The organism is Paracoccus sp. (in: a-proteobacteria) (assembly GCF_030604785.1).
In the GTDB taxonomy this organism is placed as follows: Bacteria; Pseudomonadota; Alphaproteobacteria; order Rhodobacterales; family Rhodobacteraceae; genus Paracoccus.
The window spans coordinates 1-20,981 of record NZ_JAUVVF010000024.1; the positions used below are offsets into that span (position 1 = coordinate 1).

Annotated in this window: 19 protein-coding genes and 1 pseudogene; 8 read left to right on the plus strand and 12 right to left on the minus strand. The window is 69.2% G+C overall.

Translation table 11 applies throughout. From position 1 onward, the window contains the following. From QAR72_RS09265 to QAR72_RS09280, 4 genes and pseudogenes are all read left to right on the plus strand, one after another. A pseudogene (locus QAR72_RS09265) lies at window positions 1-456 on the plus strand (glucose-1-phosphate adenylyltransferase); the annotation flags it as partial. Window positions 457-464: 8 nt separating this feature from the next. Beyond that, window positions 465-1,892, plus strand: coding sequence for a glycogen synthase GlgA (gene glgA, locus QAR72_RS09270; RefSeq protein WP_304617089.1), 1,428 nt, complete (start codon window positions 465-467; stop codon window positions 1,890-1,892). Further along, the gene (gene glgX, locus QAR72_RS09275) at window positions 1,889-3,991 is read left to right on the plus strand and encodes a glycogen debranching protein GlgX (protein ID WP_304617090.1); all 2,103 of its coding nucleotides are present in this window, start codon (window positions 1,889-1,891) and stop codon (window positions 3,989-3,991) included. The genes glgA and glgX overlap by 4 nt, the downstream gene beginning before the upstream one ends. A gap of 38 nt (window positions 3,992-4,029) precedes the next feature. Further along, the gene (locus QAR72_RS09280; RefSeq protein WP_304617130.1) at window positions 4,030-6,420 is read left to right on the plus strand and encodes a glycogen/starch/alpha-glucan phosphorylase; all 2,391 of its coding nucleotides are present in this window, start codon (window positions 4,030-4,032) and stop codon (window positions 6,418-6,420) included. Here QAR72_RS09280 and QAR72_RS09285 read toward each other — a convergent pair. From QAR72_RS09285 to QAR72_RS09315, 7 genes are all read right to left on the minus strand, one after another. Next, window positions 6,417-7,151, minus strand: coding sequence for an ABC transporter permease (locus tag QAR72_RS09285; RefSeq protein WP_304617091.1), 735 nt, complete (start codon window positions 7,149-7,151; stop codon window positions 6,417-6,419). The genes QAR72_RS09280 and QAR72_RS09285 overlap by 4 nt on opposite strands. Beyond that, complete coding sequence (locus QAR72_RS09290) at window positions 7,148-8,080, minus strand: ABC transporter ATP-binding protein (RefSeq protein ID WP_304617092.1); 933 nt, start codon at window positions 8,078-8,080, stop codon at window positions 7,148-7,150. The genes QAR72_RS09285 and QAR72_RS09290 overlap by 4 nt, the downstream gene beginning before the upstream one ends. Further along, window positions 8,077-9,222 (minus strand): ABC transporter permease, encoded by a 1,146-nt coding sequence (locus tag QAR72_RS09295; RefSeq protein ID WP_304617093.1) that lies wholly within the window; start codon window positions 9,220-9,222, stop codon window positions 8,077-8,079. The genes QAR72_RS09290 and QAR72_RS09295 overlap by 4 nt, the downstream gene beginning before the upstream one ends. Further along, on the minus strand, window positions 9,219-10,130 hold the full coding sequence (gene osmF / locus QAR72_RS09300) for a glycine betaine ABC transporter substrate-binding protein OsmF (protein ID WP_304617094.1): 912 nt from the start codon (window positions 10,128-10,130) through the stop codon (window positions 9,219-9,221). The genes QAR72_RS09295 and osmF overlap by 4 nt, the downstream gene beginning before the upstream one ends. A 119-nt stretch (window positions 10,131-10,249) precedes the next feature. After that, on the minus strand, window positions 10,250-10,834 hold the full coding sequence (locus QAR72_RS09305) for a DUF1190 domain-containing protein (RefSeq protein ID WP_304617095.1): 585 nt from the start codon (window positions 10,832-10,834) through the stop codon (window positions 10,250-10,252). Window positions 10,835-10,875: 41 nt separating this feature from the next. Continuing rightward, window positions 10,876-12,102 (minus strand): glutathionylspermidine synthase family protein, encoded by a 1,227-nt coding sequence (locus tag QAR72_RS09310; RefSeq protein WP_304617096.1) that lies wholly within the window; start codon window positions 12,100-12,102, stop codon window positions 10,876-10,878. Between the two features lie 135 nt (window positions 12,103-12,237). Then, a complete protein-coding gene (locus QAR72_RS09315) occupies window positions 12,238-12,537 on the minus strand; it encodes a DUF2218 domain-containing protein (RefSeq protein ID WP_304617097.1) in 300 nt (99 codons plus the stop codon). A 167-nt stretch (window positions 12,538-12,704) separates the two neighbouring features. Here QAR72_RS09315 and QAR72_RS09320 point away from each other — a divergent pair, with 167 nt between their 5' ends. From QAR72_RS09320 to QAR72_RS09335, 4 genes are read left to right on the plus strand one after another with little or no spacing between them, the layout of a single operon-like run. Continuing rightward, on the plus strand, window positions 12,705-13,613 hold the full coding sequence (locus QAR72_RS09320; RefSeq protein ID WP_304617098.1) for a siderophore ABC transporter substrate-binding protein: 909 nt from the start codon (window positions 12,705-12,707) through the stop codon (window positions 13,611-13,613). Beyond that, window positions 13,613-14,566, plus strand: a complete 954-nt coding sequence (locus tag QAR72_RS09325) for an ABC transporter permease (protein ID WP_304617099.1) — start codon at window positions 13,613-13,615, stop codon at window positions 14,564-14,566. Before QAR72_RS09320 ends, QAR72_RS09325 begins: the two co-directional genes overlap by 1 nt. Further along, window positions 14,559-15,551: an iron chelate uptake ABC transporter family permease subunit gene (locus QAR72_RS09330; RefSeq protein WP_442953569.1), complete on the plus strand. Its 993-nt coding sequence runs from the start codon at window positions 14,559-14,561 to the stop codon at window positions 15,549-15,551. Before QAR72_RS09325 ends, QAR72_RS09330 begins: the two co-directional genes overlap by 8 nt. Further along, window positions 15,548-16,306: an iron ABC transporter ATP-binding protein gene (locus QAR72_RS09335; RefSeq protein WP_304617100.1), complete on the plus strand. Its 759-nt coding sequence runs from the start codon at window positions 15,548-15,550 to the stop codon at window positions 16,304-16,306. The genes QAR72_RS09330 and QAR72_RS09335 overlap by 4 nt, the downstream gene beginning before the upstream one ends. A gap of 90 nt (window positions 16,307-16,396) precedes the next feature. Here QAR72_RS09335 and QAR72_RS09340 read toward each other — a convergent pair whose 3' ends face one another. Genes QAR72_RS09340 through QAR72_RS09360 form a run of 5 tightly spaced genes read right to left on the minus strand, consistent with a single transcriptional unit; the run spans window position 16,397 to window position 20,858 of the window. Further along, on the minus strand, window positions 16,397-17,329 hold the full coding sequence (locus QAR72_RS09340) for a cell envelope integrity protein TolA (RefSeq protein WP_304617101.1): 933 nt from the start codon (window positions 17,327-17,329) through the stop codon (window positions 16,397-16,399). A 2-nt stretch (window positions 17,330-17,331) separates the two neighbouring features. Further along, entirely contained in the window at window positions 17,332-17,703 is a 372-nt protein-coding gene (locus QAR72_RS09345) for a biopolymer transporter ExbD (protein WP_304617102.1), read from the minus strand. Between the two features lie 15 nt (window positions 17,704-17,718). Further along, entirely contained in the window at window positions 17,719-18,138 is a 420-nt protein-coding gene (locus QAR72_RS09350) for an ExbD/TolR family protein (RefSeq protein WP_304617103.1), read from the minus strand. Beyond that, entirely contained in the window at window positions 18,135-18,839 is a 705-nt protein-coding gene (locus tag QAR72_RS09355; RefSeq protein ID WP_304617104.1) for a MotA/TolQ/ExbB proton channel family protein, read from the minus strand. Before QAR72_RS09355 ends, QAR72_RS09350 begins: the two co-directional genes overlap by 4 nt. 39 nt (window positions 18,840-18,878) lie before the next feature. After that, window positions 18,879-20,858, minus strand: a complete 1,980-nt coding sequence (locus QAR72_RS09360) for a TonB-dependent receptor domain-containing protein (RefSeq protein WP_304617105.1) — start codon at window positions 20,856-20,858, stop codon at window positions 18,879-18,881. Window positions 20,859-20,981 lie beyond the last annotated feature (123 nt).

The following is a 20,981-nucleotide window of genomic DNA, read 5'->3' on the forward strand; positions in this document are numbered from 1 at the left end:
ACGGTCGATGCCTTCTGGCGCGCGAATATCGACCTGACCGATTTCGTGCCCGAACTGAACCTGTGGGACCGCGACTGGCCGATCTGGACCTATTCCGAAAGCGTGCCGCCCGCGAAGTTCATCCATGACGAAAAGGACCGGCGGGGCGTTGCCATATCCTCGATGGTGTCGGGGGGCTGCATCATCTCGGGGACCGAGATCCGCAATTCGCTGCTGTTCACGCAGGTCCAGACGAACAGCTACGCGATCCTCGATCATGCGGTGGTGCTGCCCTATGTCACCGTCCACCGCCATGCGCGGCTGCGCAACGTGGTGATTGATCGCGGCGTGACCATTCCCGAAGGTCTGGTCGTGGGCGAGGATCCGCAGGACGATGCCCGCTGGTTCCGCGTCAGCGACCGGGGCATCACGCTGATCACGCAGGACATGCTGGACCGGCGGGCGGCAAGCCTGTGAGCGGGGGCATGATGCAGGTCCTGTCGGTCGCCTCCGAGATCGCGCCCCTGGTCAAGACCGGGGGGCTGGCCGATGTCACGGGCGCCCTGCCTGCCGCGCTGGCGGGGCAGGGGGTCCGGATGCGGACGCTCGTTCCGGGCTATCCCGCGATCCTCTCGGCGCTGGAGGGCGGGCAGGCTGTGGCCGAATGGCCCGACCTCTTCGGCGGCCCGGCCCGGTTGCTGGCGGGGCAGGCGGCCGGTCTGGACCTTCTGGCGATCGACGCGCCGCATCTGTTCGCGCGGCCGGGCAATCCCTATCTGGGGCCGGACGGGCGCGACTGGCCGGACAATCCGCAGCGTTTCGCGGCCCTGTCATGGGTCGCCGCCCGGATCGGCGCCGAAGGTGCGGGCGGCTGGCGCCCCGACATCCTGCACGGCCATGACTGGCAGGCGGGGCTGGTCGCGGAATATCGCCGCACCGATCCCGCCGCCCCGCCCTTTGTGCTGACGATCCACAACATCGCCTTTCCCGGCCCGGCCGATCCCGGTCTTGTCCACGCGCTGCGGCTGGACCCCGGCCGCTTCCACGCCGAGGGCTACGAATTCTGGGGCGCGATCTCGGCCCTGAAGGCGGGGCTGATGGGGGCGGATGCGCTGACCACCGTGTCGCCCCGCTATGCCGAGGAATTGATGAGCGCCGAATTCGGCATGGGGCTGGACGGCGTGATGCGCCATCGGCGCGACGTGCTTTCGGGCATCCTGAACGGGATCGACGATCAGCTCTGGAACCCCGCCGCCGATCCCGCGATCACGCCCTATGACGGCCCGGCGGGCAAGGCCCCGAACAAGGCCGCCCTGCGCGCCGAGATGGGCCTGCCCGACGCGCCCGGCCCACTTTGCGTGGTGATCTCGCGGATGACGCATCAAAAGGGGCTGGACATGCTGGCCGCGGCCCTGCCCGCGCTGCTGGATCGCGGGGGCCAGCTTGCGCTGCTGGGTTCGGGCGATGCCGAGCTCGAGGGGCGCTTTCGCGCGCTGGCCGACCATCATGCCGGCGTCGCGGTCCGCATCGGCTATGACGAGGCGCTGTCGCACCGCATGATCGCGGGGGGCGACGCGATCCTCGTGCCTTCGCGGTTCGAGCCTTGCGGCCTGACCCAGCTTTACGGGCTGCGCTACGGCACGATCCCTGTCGTGGCGCTGACCGGCGGGCTGGCCGACACGGTCATCAACGCCTCGCCGGCGGCGCTGGCGCGGAACGTGGCGACGGGCCTGCAATTCGCGCCGGTCAATGCCGAAAGCCTGACGAATGCGTTGCTACACCTTTGCGCGCTTTACAAGGATCGCAGGACATGGTCCCGCATGGTGCGCAACGCGATGGGTCATCCGGTGGGCTGGGGTCCGTCGGCCAAGGCCTATGCCGCGCTTTACGCAAGACTGACCGAGGCCCGATGATCCTGTCCCGCCAGCGCTTCCCTCATGCCGTGACGGCGGGCCATCCCGCGCCTCTGGGCGCGACCTTCGACGGGGCTGGCGTCAATTTCGCCGTCTTTTCGCAGCATGGCGAAAGGGTCGTTCTGTGCCTGTTCGACGACCGCAACCGCGAGATCCGCGTGAACCTGCCCGAACGCGAGGGGCATGTCTGGCACGGCTATGTCGCGGGGCTGCGTCCGGGCCAGCGCTACGGCTATCGCGTCCACGGCCCCTACAAGCCCGCCGAGGGGCATCGCTTCAACCCCAACAAGCTGCTGATGGACCCCTATGCGCGGCGTCTGACGGGCAGCCCGCGCTTGCACGACGCGGTGATGGGCTACCGCGCGGGCCATGCCGATGCCGACCTGTCCTTTGACCGCCGCGACAGCGCGCCCCACATGCCGCGCTGCGTGGTCGTGGACCCGTCCTTCACCTGGGGCGAGGATCGCCCGATCCGCCGCCCCATGACCGAGACGGTCATCTACGAGGCGCATGTGAAGGGCCTGACCGCCGGGCGCAGCGACATCGCCGATGCGGGAACCTACCTGGCCATGGCCTCGGACCCGGTGCTGGACCACCTGACCCGCCTCGGCGTCACCGCGATCGAGCTGCTGCCTGTCCATGCTTTCACCGATGACCGCTTCCTGATCGACAAGGGCCTGCGGAATTACTGGGGCTACATGACCCACGGCTTCTTTGCCCCCGAGCCGCGCTACATGCGCGACGGCGACATCGCCGAGTTCCAGCAGATGGTCGCGCGCTTTCACCAGGCCGGAATCGAGGTGATCCTGGACGTGGTCTACAACCACACCGCCGAGGGCAACGAGCTTGGGCCGACCCTGTCCTTTCGCGGCTTCGACAATGCCTCGTATTACCGGCTGGCCGAGAACCCGCGCTATTACGTCAACGACGCGGGCACCGGGAACGTCCTGAACCTGGACAATCCCTTCGCGCTGCGGCTGGTCATGGACAGCCTGCGCTACTGGGTCGAGGTGATGCATGTCGACGGCTTCCGCTTTGACCTGTGCAGCGTTCTGGGGCGCACCGGGCCGCAGGGCGCGTTCAACCGCGACGGGCCGTTCTTCCGCGCGATCCGGCAGGATCCGGTCCTGAACCGCGTCAAGCTGATCGCCGAACCCTGGGATCTGGGCGAGGGCGGCTATCGGCTGGGTGCCTGCCCCGCGCCCTTTGCCGAATGGAACGACCGCTTCCGCGACCAGATCCGCGGCTATTGGCGCGGCGATCCGGGCATGATCGGCAAGCTGGCCAAGCGCATCGCCGGATCGGCGGCGCGGTTCGACCATGACGGGCGGCCCGCGACCTCCAGCGTGAACTTCATCGCCGCTCATGACGGCTTCACGCTGATGGACACGGTCAGCTACAACGACAAGCACAACGAGGCCAATGGCGAGGGCAACCGCGACGGCCACAACCACAACCTGTCCGACAACATGGGCGCCGAGGGGCCGACCGACGATCCCGCGATCCTGGCGCGCCGCGACCGCCGCCGCCGCAACCTGATCGCCACCCTGATGCTGAGCCAGGGCACGCCGATGCTGCTGGCGGGGGACGAGCTGGGCAATTCGCAGGGCGGCAACAACAACGCCTATGCCCAGGACAATCCGACCGGCTGGGTGAACTGGGACGGCGCCGATCCGGATTTTCTGGCCTTTGTCCGCCGCGTCATCGCCTTTCGGGCGGCCCATCCGATCCTGCGGCAAAAGCGGTTCCTGCACAGCCAGCCGCGCCGTCAGGACGGCCTGCCCGACATCTTCTGGCGCCGTGAGGACGGCGCGCCGATGCAGCCCGAGGACTGGAACGACCGCGACCGGCGCCTCCTGGCGGTCGAGATGCGGATGGCCTCGGGGACGCCGGATTACGCGGCCTTGCCCGGCGCGGTCTTCATCGTCTTCAACAACGGCCCCCAGGCGCAGGTGCGCCTGCCCGATACCCCGACCGGCGGGCGCTGGCGCCGTCATCTGGACAGCGCCCGCGACGACGACGTGGACGAGCCCGCCCAAGCCCTTGAAACCGTCGCCGCCGAAAGCGTGACCGCCTTTCAGTTCTGCCCCGCCCCCTGAGGCGCGGCCATCCATCCACCACATGCCTGAATGAGGCCCTGCCCGTGTCCGAACGTCCGACTGCCGAAGCCCTGCGCGACCAGATCCTGCATCACCTGACCCACACCCAGGGACGCGGCCCCGAATTCGCAACCACCTTCGACTGGCGCCTTGCGGTCAGCTACACAGTCCGCGACCTGATGGTCGGCCCCTGGGTCGGCGCGATCCGCGCCGCCCGCGATCAGGGTGCCAAGCGCGTCTATTACCTGTCGATGGAATTCCTGATCGGTCGCATCCTGGGCGACGCGATCATCAACCTGCAACTCGAGCCCGCGATGGGTCAGGCGCTGCAGATGCTGGGCCTGGACGAGCAGGTGATCCTGGACGACGAACCCGACGCGGCGCTTGGCAATGGCGGTCTGGGGCGGCTGGCGGCCTGCTTCATGGAATCGCTGTCCTCGCTGTCCTGCCCCGCCTTCGGCTACGGCATCCGCTATGAACACGGCCTGTTCCGCCAGCGGTTCGAGGGCGGCCAGCAGGTCGAGACCCCCGAGGATTGGCTGAACCAGCCCCATCCCTGGGAATTCGTGCGCATCGATTACAGCTACGAGATCGGCTTCAAGGGCCATGTCGAGACCGTGGATGGCCGCGCCGTCTGGCATCCGGGCGAAAGCGTGATCGCGCGGGCCTATGACACGCCGGTGATCGGCTGGGGCGGCGATTGGGCGAACAGCCTGCGCCTGTGGGGGGCGCATCCCACCACGCTCTTGGATCTGGGCCGCTTCAATGCTGGCGACCACACGGCGGCGGCCGAGCCCGAAGCGCTGGCCCGCACGCTGTCGCGCGTTCTCTATCCCGACGACACGACGGAATCGGGCAAGGAATTGCGGCTGAAGCAGGAATATTTCCTGACCTCGGCCGCCCTTCAGGACATCCTGCGGCGCTTCATGGCGGAACATGGCGATCTGGCACTCTTGCCCGGAAAGGTCGCGATCCAGCTGAACGACACCCATCCCGCCATTGCCGGGCCAGAGCTGATCCGGCTGCTGATGGACGAACACGGCCTGCCCTTCGAACGCGCGCGCGAGCTGGCGCAGGGCTGTCTGAACTACACCAACCACACCCTGCTGCCCGAGGCGCTGGAGCGCTGGTCCACCTGGCTGGTGGGCCGCGTGCTGCCGCGCCACATGCAGATCATCGAGATGATCGACGACCATCACCGCCAGACCAGCGGCCGCCCGGCGCATGTCGGCATCGTGCATGGCGATCAGGTCCATATGGGCGAGCTGGCCTTCATCATGGCGGGGCGGGTGAACGGTGTCTCCGCGCTGCACACCGATCTGGTCCGGGACACGGTCTTTGCCGACCTGAACCGGCTGCATCCGGGCCGGATCGTGAACCAGACCAACGGCGTCACGCCGCGCCGCTGGCTGCGCATGTCGAACCCGGCCTTGGCGGGGCTGCTGGACGACACGATCGGCACCGGCTGGACCGCCGATCTGGACCTGCTTGCGGGGCTTGAGCCTCATGCGGATGATGCGGGCTTTCTGGACCGGCTGCGCGCGGCCAAGCGGGCGAACAAGGTCGCCCTGTCGAACGGGCTGCTGGCGGGGCTTGGCGTCAGGCCCGACCCGGACGCGATCTTCGACGTGCAGGTCAAGCGCATCCACGAATACAAGCGCCAGCTGCTGAACGTGCTGGAGACCATCGCCCTTTGGCACCGCATCCACGAGGACCCGAACGGCGACTGGACGCCTCGCGTCAAGATCTTCGGCGGCAAGGCCGCGCCGGGCTATTGGCTGGCCAAGTCGGTGATCCACCTGATCAACGACGTGGCCGCCACGATCAACGACGACCCGGTGACGCGCGATCTGCTGCAGATCGCCTATCCGCCGAACTACAACGTCTCGATGGCCGAGGACCTGATCCCGGCCGCCGATCTGTCCGAACAGATCAGCACGGCGGGCAAGGAGGCGTCGGGCACCGGCAACATGAAGTTCACCATGAACGGCGCACTGACCATCGGCACGCTGGACGGCGCGAATGTCGAAATCCGCGAGCATGTCGGCGCCGAGAACTTCTTCCTGTTCGGCCTGACCGCCGAAGAGGCCGCCGCCGAGAAATCGCGCCCCGGCCATGCCCGCGCCGCCATCGAAGCGTCCGAGGACATGAAGATCGCCCTGCAACTGATCGCCGAAGGGCGGTTTGGCCGTGCCGAAAGCTATTATTCGCTGCTAGACCGGACGTGGAACGACGACCCGTTCCTGGTCGCCTCGGATTTCGACGCCTATTTCGCCGCGCAGCGCGACGTGGACCGGGTCTATCGTGATCAGGCGGGATGGGATCGGATGGCCGCCCTGAACATTGCGCGCTCGGGCTTCTTCTCGTCCGACCGCACGATCCGGGGCTATATGCGCGACATCTGGGATGTGCCGCCGGTCACGCCCTAGGCCGCACCAGCCCGGCGGGCCGCGATGCGTTCGGCCCGCTGGAACCCCTCGTGTATCATCACCGCAAGGATGCCGACGATCAGCCCGCCCTGCAGCACAAAGGCCGTGTTGCCCGACAGAAGCCCCGCGATGATGACCTCGCCCAGGGTGCGGGCCGCGACGGTCGATCCGATCGTCGCCGTGCCAAGCGAGATCACCGCCGTCAGCCGCATCCCCGTCAGGATCACCGGCAGGGCCAGCGGCAGCTCGATCTGCCACAGGCGCTGGCGGGGGGTCAGGCCCATGCCTCGGGCGGCCTCTCGCACGGGGGCGGGCAGGCCGGTCAGCCCGGCCAGCGCGTTCTCGAAGACCGGCAGCAGACCATAGAGGAACAGCGCCAGCAGCGTCGGTCCGGTGCCGAACCCCATCAGCGGCACGGCCAGAGCCAGCACCGCGACGGGCGGAAAGGTCTGGCCGACGCTGGTGATCGTGCGCGCCAAGGGCAGGAATTCGCGCCCCGAGGGCCGCGCGACCAGCACCGCCAGCGCCAGCGCCACGATGGTCGATGCCAGAACCGCCAGCGCGACCAGCGCCAGATGCCAAAGCGTCAGCGCCAGAAGCGGGGTCTGCATATAGATCGCGGGCGCGCTGTTGCGGGTGAAGGGCTGGAACAGCGGAGCGAAGGCCTGCGGCTGGACCAGAAAGGCCAGCAGCCCGATTCCCGCCAGCGCCAGCAGGATGCGCCCCGTCATGCCTGCCCTGCCTCGGGCCGTGCGGCTGCGCGCAGGGCGGCCAGCGTGACGATGCCGCCCCCGGCCACGGGCAGCGCCTCGGCCCCGCGCCACAGGCATTCGGCCAGCGCATCGCGCAGGCTGGCCTCGGGCGGGATCGGCGCGCCCTCGGCATGGCCCGGGCTCCGCAGGGCGTCCACCTGCGACAGCGACAGCAGGTAGAAGGGCCGCTGCCGGTCGCCGATCAGGTCGCGGACGAAATCCGAGGCGGGCGCGGTCAGGATCTCGGCCGGGGGGGCGTATTGGACAAGCCGCCCCTGATCCATCACCGCGATGCGGTCGCCCAGGCGGATCGCCTCGTCCATGTCGTGGGTCACCAGGATCACCGTCGTCCCGAGGCGGCGCTGGACGGCGCGCAGATCCTCTTGCGCCTGTGCGCGGATGACCGGGTCCAACGCGCCGAAAGGCTCGTCCATCAGCAGCAGGTCGGGCCGCGCGGCCAGCGCGCGCGCTACGCCCACCCGCTGTTGCTGGCCGCCCGACAGGTCCTGCGGCATCCGGTCCCGATAGGCGGCGGGGTCCAGCTGGAACAGGGTCAGCAGCTCGTCCACGCGCGCGGCGATTTGGTCGCGCGGCCAGCCCAGAAGGCGCGGGACGGTGGCGATGTTGCGCGCCACGCTCTGATGCGGGAACAGGCCGTGGCCCTGGATCGCATAGCCGATCCGCCGCCGCAGCAGATGGGCGGGCTGATCCGCCGTGTCCTGCCCGTCGATCAGCACCTGCCCGGCGCTTGGCCTGACCAGCCGGTTGATCATCCGCAGCAGTGTCGTCTTGCCCGAACCGGACGTGCCGACCAGCGCCGCGATCTGGCCCGTCGGCACGGTCAGGCTGACATCGTCGACGGCTAGCACGTCGTCAAAGCGCCGCGTCAGGTTGCGGATCTCGATCATGGCGCGGTCCTTTCACGGCGGCTGGCGCGGGTCAGCAGGTCCAGCGCGATGCCCGCGACCAGGGCCAGCGCGATGGTAGGCAGCGCGCCCAGAAGGACCAGATCCATCGCCGTCTGGTTCAGGCCCTGAAAGACGAAGGTGCCGAAGCCGCCGCCCCCGATTAGCCCGGCGATCACCGCCAGACCGATGCTCTGGACCAGGACGATCCGCACCGCCGCCAGCAGCACGGGCAGCGCAAGCGGCAGCATCACCTGCGCCAGCACCTGCGCGCGGGTCATGCCGAGGCCGCGCGCGGCCTCCAGCGCGGCGGGCGGGACCGAGGCCAGACCCGCCAGCGTATTCGCCACGACCGGCAGCAGCGCGTAAAGGAACAGCGCGACCAGCGCCGGAAAGGGGCCGATCCCCGAGACGCCCGCCTGCGCCGCGCCGGGCAGGGTCGCCGCGATCCAGCCGAAGACCGGGATCATGATGCCGAACATGGCCAGCGAGGGGATCGTCTGCAGGATGTTCAGCACTGACAGGACCGGCCCGCGCATCCGCGCCCGGCCATGCAGCAGCACCCCAAGCGGCAGCCCCGCCGCCAGCGCCAGTGCCAGCGACCCGAAGGCCAGCGCCAGATGCGCCCGCGCCTCGCGCAGAAAGACCGCCTGACGCGCCTGATATTCCCGCATGACAGAGACCTGATCCAGCGCCCCCGAGGCCAGAACTGCCCCGATCCCCGCCACCGCGCCGCCCAGGATCAGCCAGCGCAGCCGCAACGGCGGGTCCAGCCGCGCGATCGCGTCGGCCAGCATCAGCGACAGCGCCAGAGCGGCCAGCCAGAACCCGGCGGCCGGCGAGATGCGGGCCATCCGGTCGCCTTCGGGCGTCAGAGCGTCTGCCGCTGCGCCCAGGGCCAGCAGCAGCGCCAGCACCCCCGCCAGCGGCAGCGCGATCCGCGCCCCCGGCTTCAGGCGCGGCGCGGCCAGAAACAGCGCCGCCAGCGCCGCCGTCAGCGCCCAGCCCCAGGGCAGGGCCTGATGCAGGGCCAGACCCTCTCCGGGCAGGATGCGGTTCGGCCGGAACTGCACCAGCGGCAAGGCCAGCCCAGCCAGTCCGATCAGCGCGAACAGCAGGCCGGGGCGGTCCAGCCGGGCGGTCATCCGTCGATGAAGCCCGCTTCCGTCAGCCATTCGCGGGCGACCGCGTCCGAAGGCTCGCCGCCGACCTGGATGCGGCCGTTCAGTTCCTGCAGGGTCTCAAGATCCAGCGCCAGGAAGATCGGCTCGAGGATTTCGGCGATCTGGGGATGGGCCTCAAGCACCTCGGCCCGGACGATCGGGGCGGGCTGGTAGACGGGCTGCACGCCCTGGTCATCCTCCATCACGACCAGTCCGGCGGGCGCGATGCCGCCATCGGTGCCGTAGACCATCGCCGCGTTCACGCCCGAGGTCTGCTGCGCCGCCGCCGCGATGGTCGCCGCCGTGTCGCCGCCCGAAAGCTGGATCAGCTGATCCGGCGCAAGGGTGAAGCCGTAGGTCTGCTGAAAGGCCGGCAGCGCGGCGGGCGAGGTCACGAATTCGGTCGATGCCGCCAGCCGGATCGTCCCGCCGCCCGCGATCCAGGCGCCCATCTCGGACATGGTGGTCAGCGCGTTCTCCTCGGCCACGTCCTGCCGCAGCGCGATGGCCCAGGTGTTGTTGGCGGGCGAGGGGGTCAGCCAGACGATGTCGTTCTGCGCCAGATCCAGCTCGGCCACGCGGGCCAGTCCGGCCTCGGCATCCTGCCAGACCTCGCTGTCGGCCTCGTTGAAGAAGAAGGCGCCGTTGGCGGTGTATTCGGGATAGATGTCGATCTGCCCGGTGGTGATCGCGTCGCGCATGATCGGCGTGCCGCCCAGTTGCAGGCGGTCGCGGACCGGAAGCCCCGCATCCTGCAAGGCCATCAGGATCATGTTCCCCAGAAGCCCGCCCTCGGTATCGATCTTCGAGGAAACGGTGATCTCCTGCGCCGAGGCGCCTGCGGCCCCCATCATCAGGATTGCGGCAAGGGCAAGGCGGCGTCGGGTCATCGGAAACTCCTGTCCTGGTCACGGCCCACGCCTTCCGACCCGGGCAGAGGCCGGGCGGAGCCGTGATCCAATTCCCGAGAGCGGCGTTCGGTTCCCGGATTTCCGCGACAGGATGCGGATCAGCCGCCGCTGCTGCGGGCCGGGCTGCTGCCGGTGCTGCCGAAACCGCCGCGCGAGGCCGCCGTGGCGCGGCTCATGGGGGCTTGGCCGGCGGTGGCGGCCGGGCGGGTGAATTGCTGGCCGCTGACCGTCGCGCGGCCCGTGTTGCTGCCGAAATTCGTGGTGCGCGCGGCGTTGGTGTATCCGCCTTGCGCGTTGCGATACATCGGCTGGGCGGCGGCCTGCCCGGCCGTGGCCCGGCCCAGCATCGAGCCGATCAGATAGCCCGCCAGAAGCGGCATGAAGATGCTGCCGGATCCGCCCGCCTGCTGCGCTTCCGAGCCGCAATTGCCCGCGCCGTGCTGTTCCTCGCAGACCTCGAGACTGTCATAGCGGGGGGCGGCCTCGACATGCAGGGCTGCGGCCTCGGCAAAGGCCTGGTCGCATTCGGCGGCGGTGAACAGCCCGCCCTGCGCGGCGGCGGCCTGACAGCTTGCCAGATCGGGGAAGGCCTGCGCCTCGACCTGTTCCTCGCGGCAGCCGGCGACGGTGAAGGCGGCGGCGCCGAGAATGGTCAGCGCGACGGTTCTGGAACGTTTTCTCATATCCCCTCCTTGGCGGATCGCTCCGCCTGAAAGCTTGCGGATCAATCCGCGATGAAATGCGGCTTGAAGCGCGAAAGATCCTGCGTGATGCGCGAGCGGTCCTCGCGCAGGCCCATGCCGACGCAATCATGGCCCGCGATCCAGGCGCCGATCACCGGGCGGAACCCGTCGAATTCGGGCAGCGCGTGATAGGCCTGCACGATGCGCGGGTGGCGGTCGTAATCGCCCGCCGGGCTGGATTCCGAGACCTCGCCCGCCTCGACGATGCTGATGCCTGCCCCTTCGCGCGAAAAGAGCGGCTTGACCACATGGCCCCGGCGCAGGGTCGCGGCCGCCATGTCGAAGGCGCGGGCCACGTCGGGCGCGGTCCGCCCGCCCGAGACCAGCGCATCGGCCACGTCATCGGCGAAGAAGGCGGGCAGCAGGTTCGGATGGCCGGGGAACATCTGCCACAGGACCGGCAGAAGCCCCTTGTTCGACACGACCGCCTTCCAGGCCGGTTCGAGGAACAGGCAGCCCGAACCGGCGATGTGGCGGGCGTAATCGTCGGCCAGCAGGTCCTCCCACGGATAGAGCTTGAAGAGCGTGCCGATCACCCGCCCCTCGGCATCGAGGAACTGGCCCCCCTCGCTGGCGCCGATCTTGTCGAGATCGCTGTAATGCGCGCCCATCCCGGCCTCGCGCGCGGCCCAGGCCATGGATTCGACGGTGGCGTAATCCTCGGGATTGCCGGGGATGGCGGTGAAGTGGATGTCGGTGTCGGGTGCGAACAGGTCCCGGAAGCGTTCGACCAGCGCCTCGTGGATGCCGTTGAACTGGTCGGCGCCTTCGGGCAGGTGGCCTGCCGCGATCTGATCCTCGAGCCATTGCCACTGGAAGGCTGCGCTTTCGTAAAGCGAGGTCGGCGTGTCGGCGTTGTATTCCAGCAGCTTCGCCGGGCCGCTGCCGCCATAGGCCAGATCCATGCGGCCATAGATCTCGGGCTCGTTGCGCGCCCAGCTGTCTGCGATCAGGTCGAAATGCTCCGGGGGGATGCCCAGCCGCGCCATCAACCTTTCCGAGCCGACGATGGCGGCCACGGCCTCGCGCGTCATGGCGTGAAGCTGTGTCGCCGGATCCTCGATATCCTGTTCGATCTGGGCCAGTGTGAAGCGGTAGGCCGAGCTTTCATCCCAATAGGGCTCGCCATGCATGTTGGCGAAGGTGAAGCCGACGTCTTTGGCCTTCGCGGCTAGGTCGGGGCGGACGGGCAGGGCGATCTTTTGCATGACCCCTGACATAGGGCGAAGGGCGCCCGAGAACCAGAGGAAAGGGCGTCGCGGGGGCTGGCCGGGCAGGGGGGCGCTGCCCCCCATCCCCGTTCCGGGGATTCCCCCCGGGATATTTGGCCCAAGGCAAAGGGCTCAGGCGGGTTGCCAGTCCAGCGGTTGCGGGTCTTCGCGATGGGCAAAGCGCAGCAGGTGGCTTTCGACGACGCCGCGCAGCGTGTCCAGCGGTTCGGCCTCGGGGGTTTCGACGGCGAGGTGCAGGCCTGTCGGGATCAGCGCGATGGTGGCAGTGCCTGCCGCGAAGTGCAGCCGCGCCTGGGTGTCGGAGGTCTCGACCTGGATCTTGTGGCCGAAATGCTTGGCCATCGTGCCCATCAGGGCCGGGCCGCGTTCGGTCGGGAAGGTGGCGGTGATGTGCATGGGAACTCCTGTCATGCGGTCCTGAGGGGCGGCTAGCGAATGTTGATGCAATTTGTCAACAAAGCGTGGCGATATCCTGACAAAAAAACACAGCCATTCTTTACGTCGTGCACATCGCGCGCTAAGCCCGCGTCTGTCGCCGGGGGAATGCACCGCCCGGACCCGATCTGAAAGGAATTGGCATGCGTCTTCTGGCACTGACCGCCCTTGCAACCCTGGGCCTGTCCTCGGCCGTGCTGGCCGATACCGTCGTGATCCCCACCGCCCAAGGCCAGGTTTCGCTGGAGGCCGCGCCCGAGCGGGTGGCGGTCTACGACATGGCCGCGCTGGACACGCTGGTCGCGCTTGGCGTGACGCCTGCCGCCACGATCGAGCGCGTGACCGTGCCGGCGCTGGCCGAGGCCGTGGCCGGGGCCGAGCGCGTCGGCACGCTGTTCGAGCCCGATCTGGAAGCCCTGGCCGGGGTCGGGCCGGACCTGATCATCGTCGGCGGCCGGTCGGCGGCACAGTTGCAGGCGGTGTCGCAGGTGGCGCCCGCCATAGACATGACGCTGGAGGAGGATCTGATGGTCAGCGCCAAGGCGCGGATCGCGGGCTATGGCCAGCTGTTTCAGCGCGAGGCCGAGGCCGCTGCCCTGACTGGTGAACTGGATGCCGCGCTGGAGCGGTTGCGGGCGGCCTCGGAGGGGAAGGGTCGGGCGCTGATCGTGCTGACCAACGGCACGCGCATGTCGGCCTACGGCGCGGGGTCGCGTTTCGGCTGGATCTTCGATGCGACCGCGCTGGAAGAGGCCGCGCCCGGTCTGGACGAGGCCACGCATGGTCAGGCGATCACGCATGAATTCATCGCCGAGGTGAATCCCGACTGGCTGATCGTGGTCGATCGCAGCGCCGCCATCGGCGAGGAGGGGCAGGGCGCCGAGGCGACCCTGCGTTCCGGGCTGGTCGCGCAGACGACAGCGTGGTCGCGGGGGCAGGTGGTCAATCTGGATCCCGGCGCGGCCTATATCTCGGCCGGGGGATACGGTGCGATGATGACGCTGATCGGCCAGCTGACCGAGGCGCTTGAGGGCGCCGAAGCCGACAGCTGATGCGCGTCCTGCCCGCCCTGTCATCGGCGCTGATCGCGCTGATGCTGGCCAGCCTGACCATCGGCGCCGCGCAGGTCGATCTGCGGATGGTGCGGCAGGACCCGCTGGCGATGCTGGTTCTGCTGGAATCGCGCCTGCCCCGGACGCTGGCCGTCGCCCTGACCGGGGCCGCGCTGTCGGTGGCCGGCGTGCTGATCCAGGCGCTGGTGCGCAACCGTTTCGTCGGGCCGGACACGTCGGGCACGGCCGAGGGCGCGGCCCTGGGCCTGCTGGCCATCACGATTTGGGCGCCGGCCAGTCCGCTCTGGCTGCGGATGGTGGTGGCCAGCCTGACCGCGATGGCCGCGACGGCGCTGTTTCTGGCGGTGATCCGCCGCCTGCCCGCGCGAGAGGTTATGCTGGTCCCCATCGCGGGGATCATCCTGTCGGGCGTCGTCGGATCGGTGGTGACCTTCATCGCCTGGCAGCATGATCTGATGCAGTTCGTCGGCACCTGGCTGGGCAGCGGCGAATTCTCGGGCGCTATTGCGGGGCGGTATGAATTGCTGTGGATCGCCGGGATCGCGGCGCTGCTGGCCTGGCTTGCGGCCGATCGTTTCGCGATACTGGGCTTGGGCGACGGGGTGGCGACCGGGCTCGGCCTGTCAGTCGATGCCGTGATGCGGCTTGGCCTGGTCGTGGTGTCGGTGGTCACGGCGATGGTCGTGACGACGGTGGGGATGCTGCCCTTCGTCGGGCTGGTCGTGCCCAATCTGGTGGCGCGGCTGATGGGCGACAACCTGCGCCAGACGCTGCCGGTGGTGGCGCTGTCGGGGGCGGTTCTGGTTCTGGCCTGCGATCTGGTCGCGCGCATCGTCGTCGCCCCCTACGAGCTGCCCGCCGGGCTGATCTTGGGTGTTCTGGGCGCGGGCCTGTTCCTGTGGCTTCTGCATCGCAGGCCGGTCCATGGCTGAGGTGATGATGATCCCGGCGGCGCCCCCGCGTCCCTCGCGCCCCGTCTGGGTTCTGGCGGGGCTGTGCTGTCTGCTGGCCGTGATTTCGGCCCTGTGGATGTGGCAGGGGCTGGGCGGGGGCAACCGGGGCTTTGTGCTGGGGCTTAGGGCGAACAAGCTGGCCGCGCTGGCCCTTGTAGGCGTGGCGGTCGGTGTCTCGACGATCATGTTCCAGACCATTGCGGCCAACCGTGTCCTGACGCCCTCGATCATGGGGTTCGATGCGCTTTACGTGCTGTTGCAGACGGCGCTGGTGGCCTCGCTGGGGATTGCGGGTTTCGCGGGGCTGCCCGCCGCCGCGAAGTTCCTTTCCGAGATCGCGCTGATGGTGCTGCTGGCCTCGCTTCTGTTCGGGACACTGATGCTGCAGGGCGCGCGGGACATTCCGCGCATGATCCTGACGGGGGTGATCCTGGGCGTTCTGTTCCGGTCGCTGGCGGGCTTCATGGGCCGGGTCATGGACCCCGCCCAATACGCAGTGGTGCAGGCCGCCAGCTTTGCCAGCTTCAACCGGGTGAACGCCACGCTGCTGCCTGTGGCCGCGCTGGTGACGGTTCTGGCGGTTCTGGCCGCGTGGCGCATGTCGGCGCGGCTGGACGTGCTGGCGCTTGGGCGCGACGCGGCGGTGTCGCTTGGGCTGCGGCACCGGGCCGTGGTCATCGCCGCGCTGTCGCTGGTGGCGCTGCTGGTCTCGGTCTCGACGGCGGTGGTGGGGCCGGTGGCGTTCTTCGGGCTGATCGTGGCCGGGCTGGCGCATGGGCTGACGCGCAGCGCCTCGCATGCCGTGCTGCTGCCTGCGGCCGGGCTGATCGGCGCCACGATCCTGATCGGCGGCCAGTGGCTGTTCGAGCGGCAGCTCGGCCAGGCCGCCACGCTGTCGGTCGTGGTCGAGTTCGCGGGCGGGTTGTTTTTCCTCTATCTTCTTCTCAAGGGGCGCATCCGATGATCGAGATCCGGGCCGTCAGCCATCAGATCGCGGGAACGCCGATCCTGCACGACATCACAACCCGCCTGCCCGAGGGGCGCCTGACCGCGCTGATCGGGCCGAACGGGGCGGGCAAGTCCACGCTGCTGCGGCTGGTCGGGCGGCTTGAGCCGCTGCAAGCGGGCCGGATCAGCGTCGCGGGCCATGACATCGCCACGACGCCGACCGACAGGCTGGCGCAGGTCATGGCGGTCCTGGGCCAGCAGACGCTGATCGCCAGCCGCCTGCGCCTGGCCGAGCTGGTGGCCTTCGGGCGCTGGCCGCACCACAAGGGCCGCCCCACAGCCGCCGACCGCGCCCATGTGGCCGAGGCGATCCGGACCTTCGCCCTCGGCCCGCTGGCGGATCGCTTCATGGACGAATTGTCGGGCGGGCAGGCGCAGCGCGCCCATATCGCGATGGCCTTCGCGCAGGACACCGAATGGCTGCTGCTGGACGAACCGCTGAACAACCTCGACATGAGCCATGCCCGCGCGCTGATGGCCCGCCTGCGCGCGCTGGTCGATCAGCAGGGGCGCGGCGTGGCCGTGGTGCTGCACGAGGTGAACTATGCCGCCGCCTGGGCCGATCACATCATCGCGTTGAAGGATGGCCGCATCCTTGCCGAAGGCGCCCCGGATGCCGTGCTGACCGAAGATCTGCTGTCGCGCCTGTATGACGCCCCTATATCGGTGGGCCGCCATCAGGGCCGCCCGTTGGTCCTGCACCACGCCTGATTGCCGCGCCCCGGTCGGGCCGGGATCGGGGGCGCAGCCCCCGGCGAAAGTCGCCCCTTCGATGGGGGCGGCTTTCGCGGCTTGCCGGGATCAGCGGTCGATCGTGATCGGCAACTGGAACGAATAGCGCGCATCGGTCAGGCCCGCCGGGGCCGCCGGGCACCGACCTGCCCGCTGCGCCGCCCTGGCGACGGACTGGTCGATATCGGCCCGCCCCGACGAGGTCGCGACCGAGATGTTCTGGATCGTCCCGTCCCGCCCGACCGACAGGGCCAGCACGACCCTGCCCCCGCGCGCGCCACGCGGCGTGTCGGCCCGGCGGCTGATGCAGCTGCGGATCTGGCCGCCCCACTGGGTCATCAGGTTCGCCCGCTGGTTCTCGCTGATGCCGCCAGCCCCGCCGCCGCCGCTATTCGAGGTGGGCGCGCTGCCACCTTGTCCCGCCTGCTGGGCCGGGGGCTGCGATTGCGCCTGCTGGCGCACGGGGGCTTCGGGGGCGCGCTGGCGCGGCTCGGCGCGCTGCTGCTGTGGCTCGGGTCGGCTGCGATCCGGGCGGCGCTCGGGCCGGGCCGAGGCTTCCAGAGTCAGCGCGGGTTCGACAGGAATCTCGGGCGGTGAGAGGCGCCGGATCTCGGGCAGGTTCAGGTCGGCGGCTTCGATCCGGGGCGGATGGGGCGCCTCTGGCAGGTTCGGCGCGGCCATCGGCATGTCGGGCGCGGTCAGGGCCGGGGGCGTCTCGGGGGAAGCGGTGATCTCGACCGGCTCGGGCTGCGGCATGGGCTGCGTCATGGGCGGGGTCTCGGGTTGCGCCAGATCGGTGGGCGTGGCGATCTCGGGCGTGTTTTCCCACTGGGACACCATCGACTGCACCTCGACGCCGCCCGCCGCCAGCGCGGTCGGGCCCAGATCGCCCATCTCGCCGCGCTGCAATTGGTCGGGCATCAGGATCGCCGCCGCCGAGACATGCAGCGCGGCGGCGATGGTGATGAAGCCGGCGGTTTCCAGAACGCGTCTCTGTGGCATTCTCACCCTCCGCTGACGACCAGGCGCGCGCCTTCGGGCGCGATCTCGCGCAGGCGCTTGAGATGGGCGGCCAGGATCGCGGCCGGGATGGCCCGGTCGGCGCGGATCTCGACCGCCTGTTCGGGCGCGGCCAGGGCGATGGCCTGCCAGACTGCATCGCCGCGCGCCTCGTTCCAGGCTAGATCGCCCGAGGCCGAGACATAGAGCACGTCACGCGCCTCGGCCCGCAATTCGGATGCGCCGCCCTCGGGTGTCGCCACTTCGAACGGGGTCGAGGGCGCGATCTGCGAGGTCAGCAGGAAGAAGATCAGCAGCAGGAACACCACGTTGATCATCGGAATGATCGATTCGCCGCGCGGGCGTCGGGGGGGCATGTCGATCCGCATGGGCTACTCGATAAGGATAAGGTCGGTAAAACCCGCCTCGCGCAGCAGGTCCATCACCTCGACCAGACGTTGCAGGTCGGCCTCGTCGCGCGGGCGCAGGATGACGGCGCCGCCATCGGGCATGGCCTCGACCGGCATCAGCTCGGCCAGGGCGGCAGGCAAGGCCTCGGAGGTGATCTCGGCGCCGTTCAGGCGCAGCGCATCAGGCGCGACATCCAGAAGACGCGGCGGCCCCTGCCATTCCGTCCGGGCGCCGCCGGTGCCGCCCGCGACCGGCAGGACCGCATCCATCCCGAAGCGCGAGGCCAGCATGAAAAAGATCAGCAGCAGGAACACCACATCGATCATCGGGGTCAGCGACATCCGCCGGGGATGCCGCCTCGGCCCCAGATCGAAGCCCTGGTCGTCGTCGGCCAGGCTCATTCCGCGGCCTGCCTCTGCCAAGGCTCGTCCCGCGCCGCATCGGTCTGCGTCGCCGCGCGCGGCGCCGAAACGAAGACGCGGGTGGCCAGATCCTCAAGATCCGCCTGCAGCCGGTCGCTGATGCTTTCGAACCAAGACAGCGCCACACCGGCGGGGATCGCCACCGCCATGCCCGCGGCCGTGGTCAGCAGTGCGACCCAGATGCCGCCCGCCAGATCCGCAGGATCGGCCTGGTTGCCCGAGCTTTGCAGCACCTGAAACGCCGCGATCATGCCCAGCACCGTGCCCAGAAGGCCCAGAAGCGGCGCGATCGTCGCGATCAGTTCCAGCGCCCGCAACCCCTCGCGCGCGCGATAGAGCGCCTGTCGCGCCACCCGCGCGGTTTCCTCGCGGGCGGCCTTGTCGTCAAAGGCGGGGTCAAGCGTGGTGCCGATGGCTGCCTGCACGACGCGGGCGCGGGCCGAGGGGCGGCCCCGCACCTCGGCCATGGCCTCGCGCCAGCGGCCCTCGGACCACAGCTGGATGGCGCGGCGCGAATGGCGCCCGCCCCAGACGCCCAGCCGCCACAGCGACCACAGCTTCCACAGCACCACCGTCAGCGTCAGCACCGACAGGGCCGCGATCAGCCACATCGTCCAGCCGCCATCCCTGATCATGCCGATCAGGGGCAGGGCGGACAGGGTCTCGGTCATCTGGTTCATTCGGTGGCTCCTTGTCTGCCATGCCGCCCGGTGGGCGGATCAGAACGCCTTGGTCAGCGTCAGTTTGACATTCCGCCCGGCCGCAGGACCGGTCAGCCATGTCGCCGGGGTATAATCGCGATTGGTCACGTTATCGACGCCGAAATTGACCTCGAGGCCCGGCGCCACGCTGTCGGGCGCGGTCCAGGTGGCGTAGATGTCGTGGACGCCGTAGCCCGACCGATGCGTGCCATCGGCCTTCTCCCGGCCATCGGCCAGGGTGCTGCGCGCGCCGATCTTCCAGCTGTCGGACAGCCGATAGCCGGCCTGCAGGACCAGCCGGTTGTTCTGCAGCGTGTCCAGCGTGGTGCCGTCCTGATCCTCGCCCTCGACCACCGAGACCGAGGCGCCCAGCTGCCAGCCCGCGCTGGCATAGCTGGCCTCGATCTCGCCGCCGCGCAGATAGGCGCGGTCGATGTTCTCGTAGGCAGGGGTGGGGGCGCGGCCATTGGTCCGCACGATCATGTCGCGGATGTGGTTGCGGAACAGCGTCACGCGCAGCGCGGCCTCGTCGCCCTGGGCCAGCAGGTCGCCGCCCCGATAGCTGAAGCCGATCTCAAGGTTCCGGCCCTTTTCGGTCCTGAGGTCGGGCGAGGCCGCGCCGCCGGCAAAGCCGTCATATAGCTCGTCCACGGTCGGGATGCGGCGCACATCGGCGGCCGAACCGAAGACCCGCCACTGATCGTTCAGGCGGTAGATCGCCGCGATCTGCGGCTCGGCGGCGTTGGTGGACAGGCGGTCATCGCTGACCGTGACGCTGTCCTTGGGTTCGGTCCGCTGCCAAGTCTGGCGCAGACCGGTATTCACGGTCAGCGCGCCGACCGTCACCTCGGACAGGGCATAGATCGCGTTCTGCCGCGTGAAGGCCTCGGGATGCGAGGACGAGATCGTCGTCGAGGACCGGTCCTGCCGCGAGGTTTCCGCGCCGATGGTCAGGTAATGCTCGTGGTCCGCGCCCGACAGGTCCGCGACGTTCCGCACGTTCAGCTTCCACAGCGCGTAATCGCGCCGCCCCAGCAGGCTGGGCATGATGGGTTCCGCCGCGACCGAGCCCTGCTGCACATCCTTGATCGTGTTCGTGTAGGACAGCGTCACCCGCGTGTCGATCAGCGCATTGTCGGCGGGGTTGTAGCCCCAGACCAGGCGCGCCGTCTGATCGCGGGTCAGGATGTCGCCCACGCCCCAGCCCGGAAAGTTCGGGAACAGCCCGACCTGCGGGCCGTCGATCTGGTTGTAATCCTGATCCCTGCCATCGCCTTCCAGATGCAGATAGCTGGCCTCGACGTAATGATCGCCCAGTTGCTGACGCGCTTTCAGCAGCAGGTTCGGCGTTTCCGAATTCGACCGCACGATCGTATTACCGTCGGCATCCTCGGTCTCGCCCAGCTTGCGCCATGCAAGGCCCGCGACCGCCTCGAACCCGTCGGTCGGGCGCCAGCCCCAGACCGCGCTGGCCAGCGCCGTGTCGGGGTTGCTGGCATAGCCCAGACGCACGCGCCCGCCGCTGGTCCGGCCCTCGGCGATCAGGTCGCCCGCCTCGATCGTCTCCATCGCGATCACGCCGCCAAGCGCGCCCGCGCCATAGAGCGTGGACGACCCCGGCCCGCGCAGCACCTCGACCCGTTTCAGGAAGTCGGGTTCGACGAACAAAGACCCCTGGCGATAGCTTTCGTAGTATTTCCGCTCGCCGTCGATGATCTGGACGATCCCGGCCTCGGAGGCGGCCGATCCCGTCGCGCCGAAGCCGCGGATGTTGAAGCCCTGCCCGAAGAACCCTGCCGAGCCCACGCCCTGAACGCCCGGCACTGTCGCAAGAACGTCCCCGATCGTGCCGGGATTCAGGTCGTCAAGCTGGTCCTGATCCACCACCGTCACCGATTGCGGCACTGACGAAGCGACCTTTTCCGTGCCCGCGCGCAGGACGATCGGGTCCAGCATCAACCCGCGTGCCTGTTCCTGCGCCAGCAGAGGCGTCGTCATCAGTGTTGTTCCCAGCAGAGCGGCCAAGGCCGTCAAGTTTCCACGCATCTTCGTCCCTTTGCGTCGCATGTCCGCGCTGGCATCGGGCTGGCGTCTTGCGTCGCGTAAGGAATCTGACTAAAG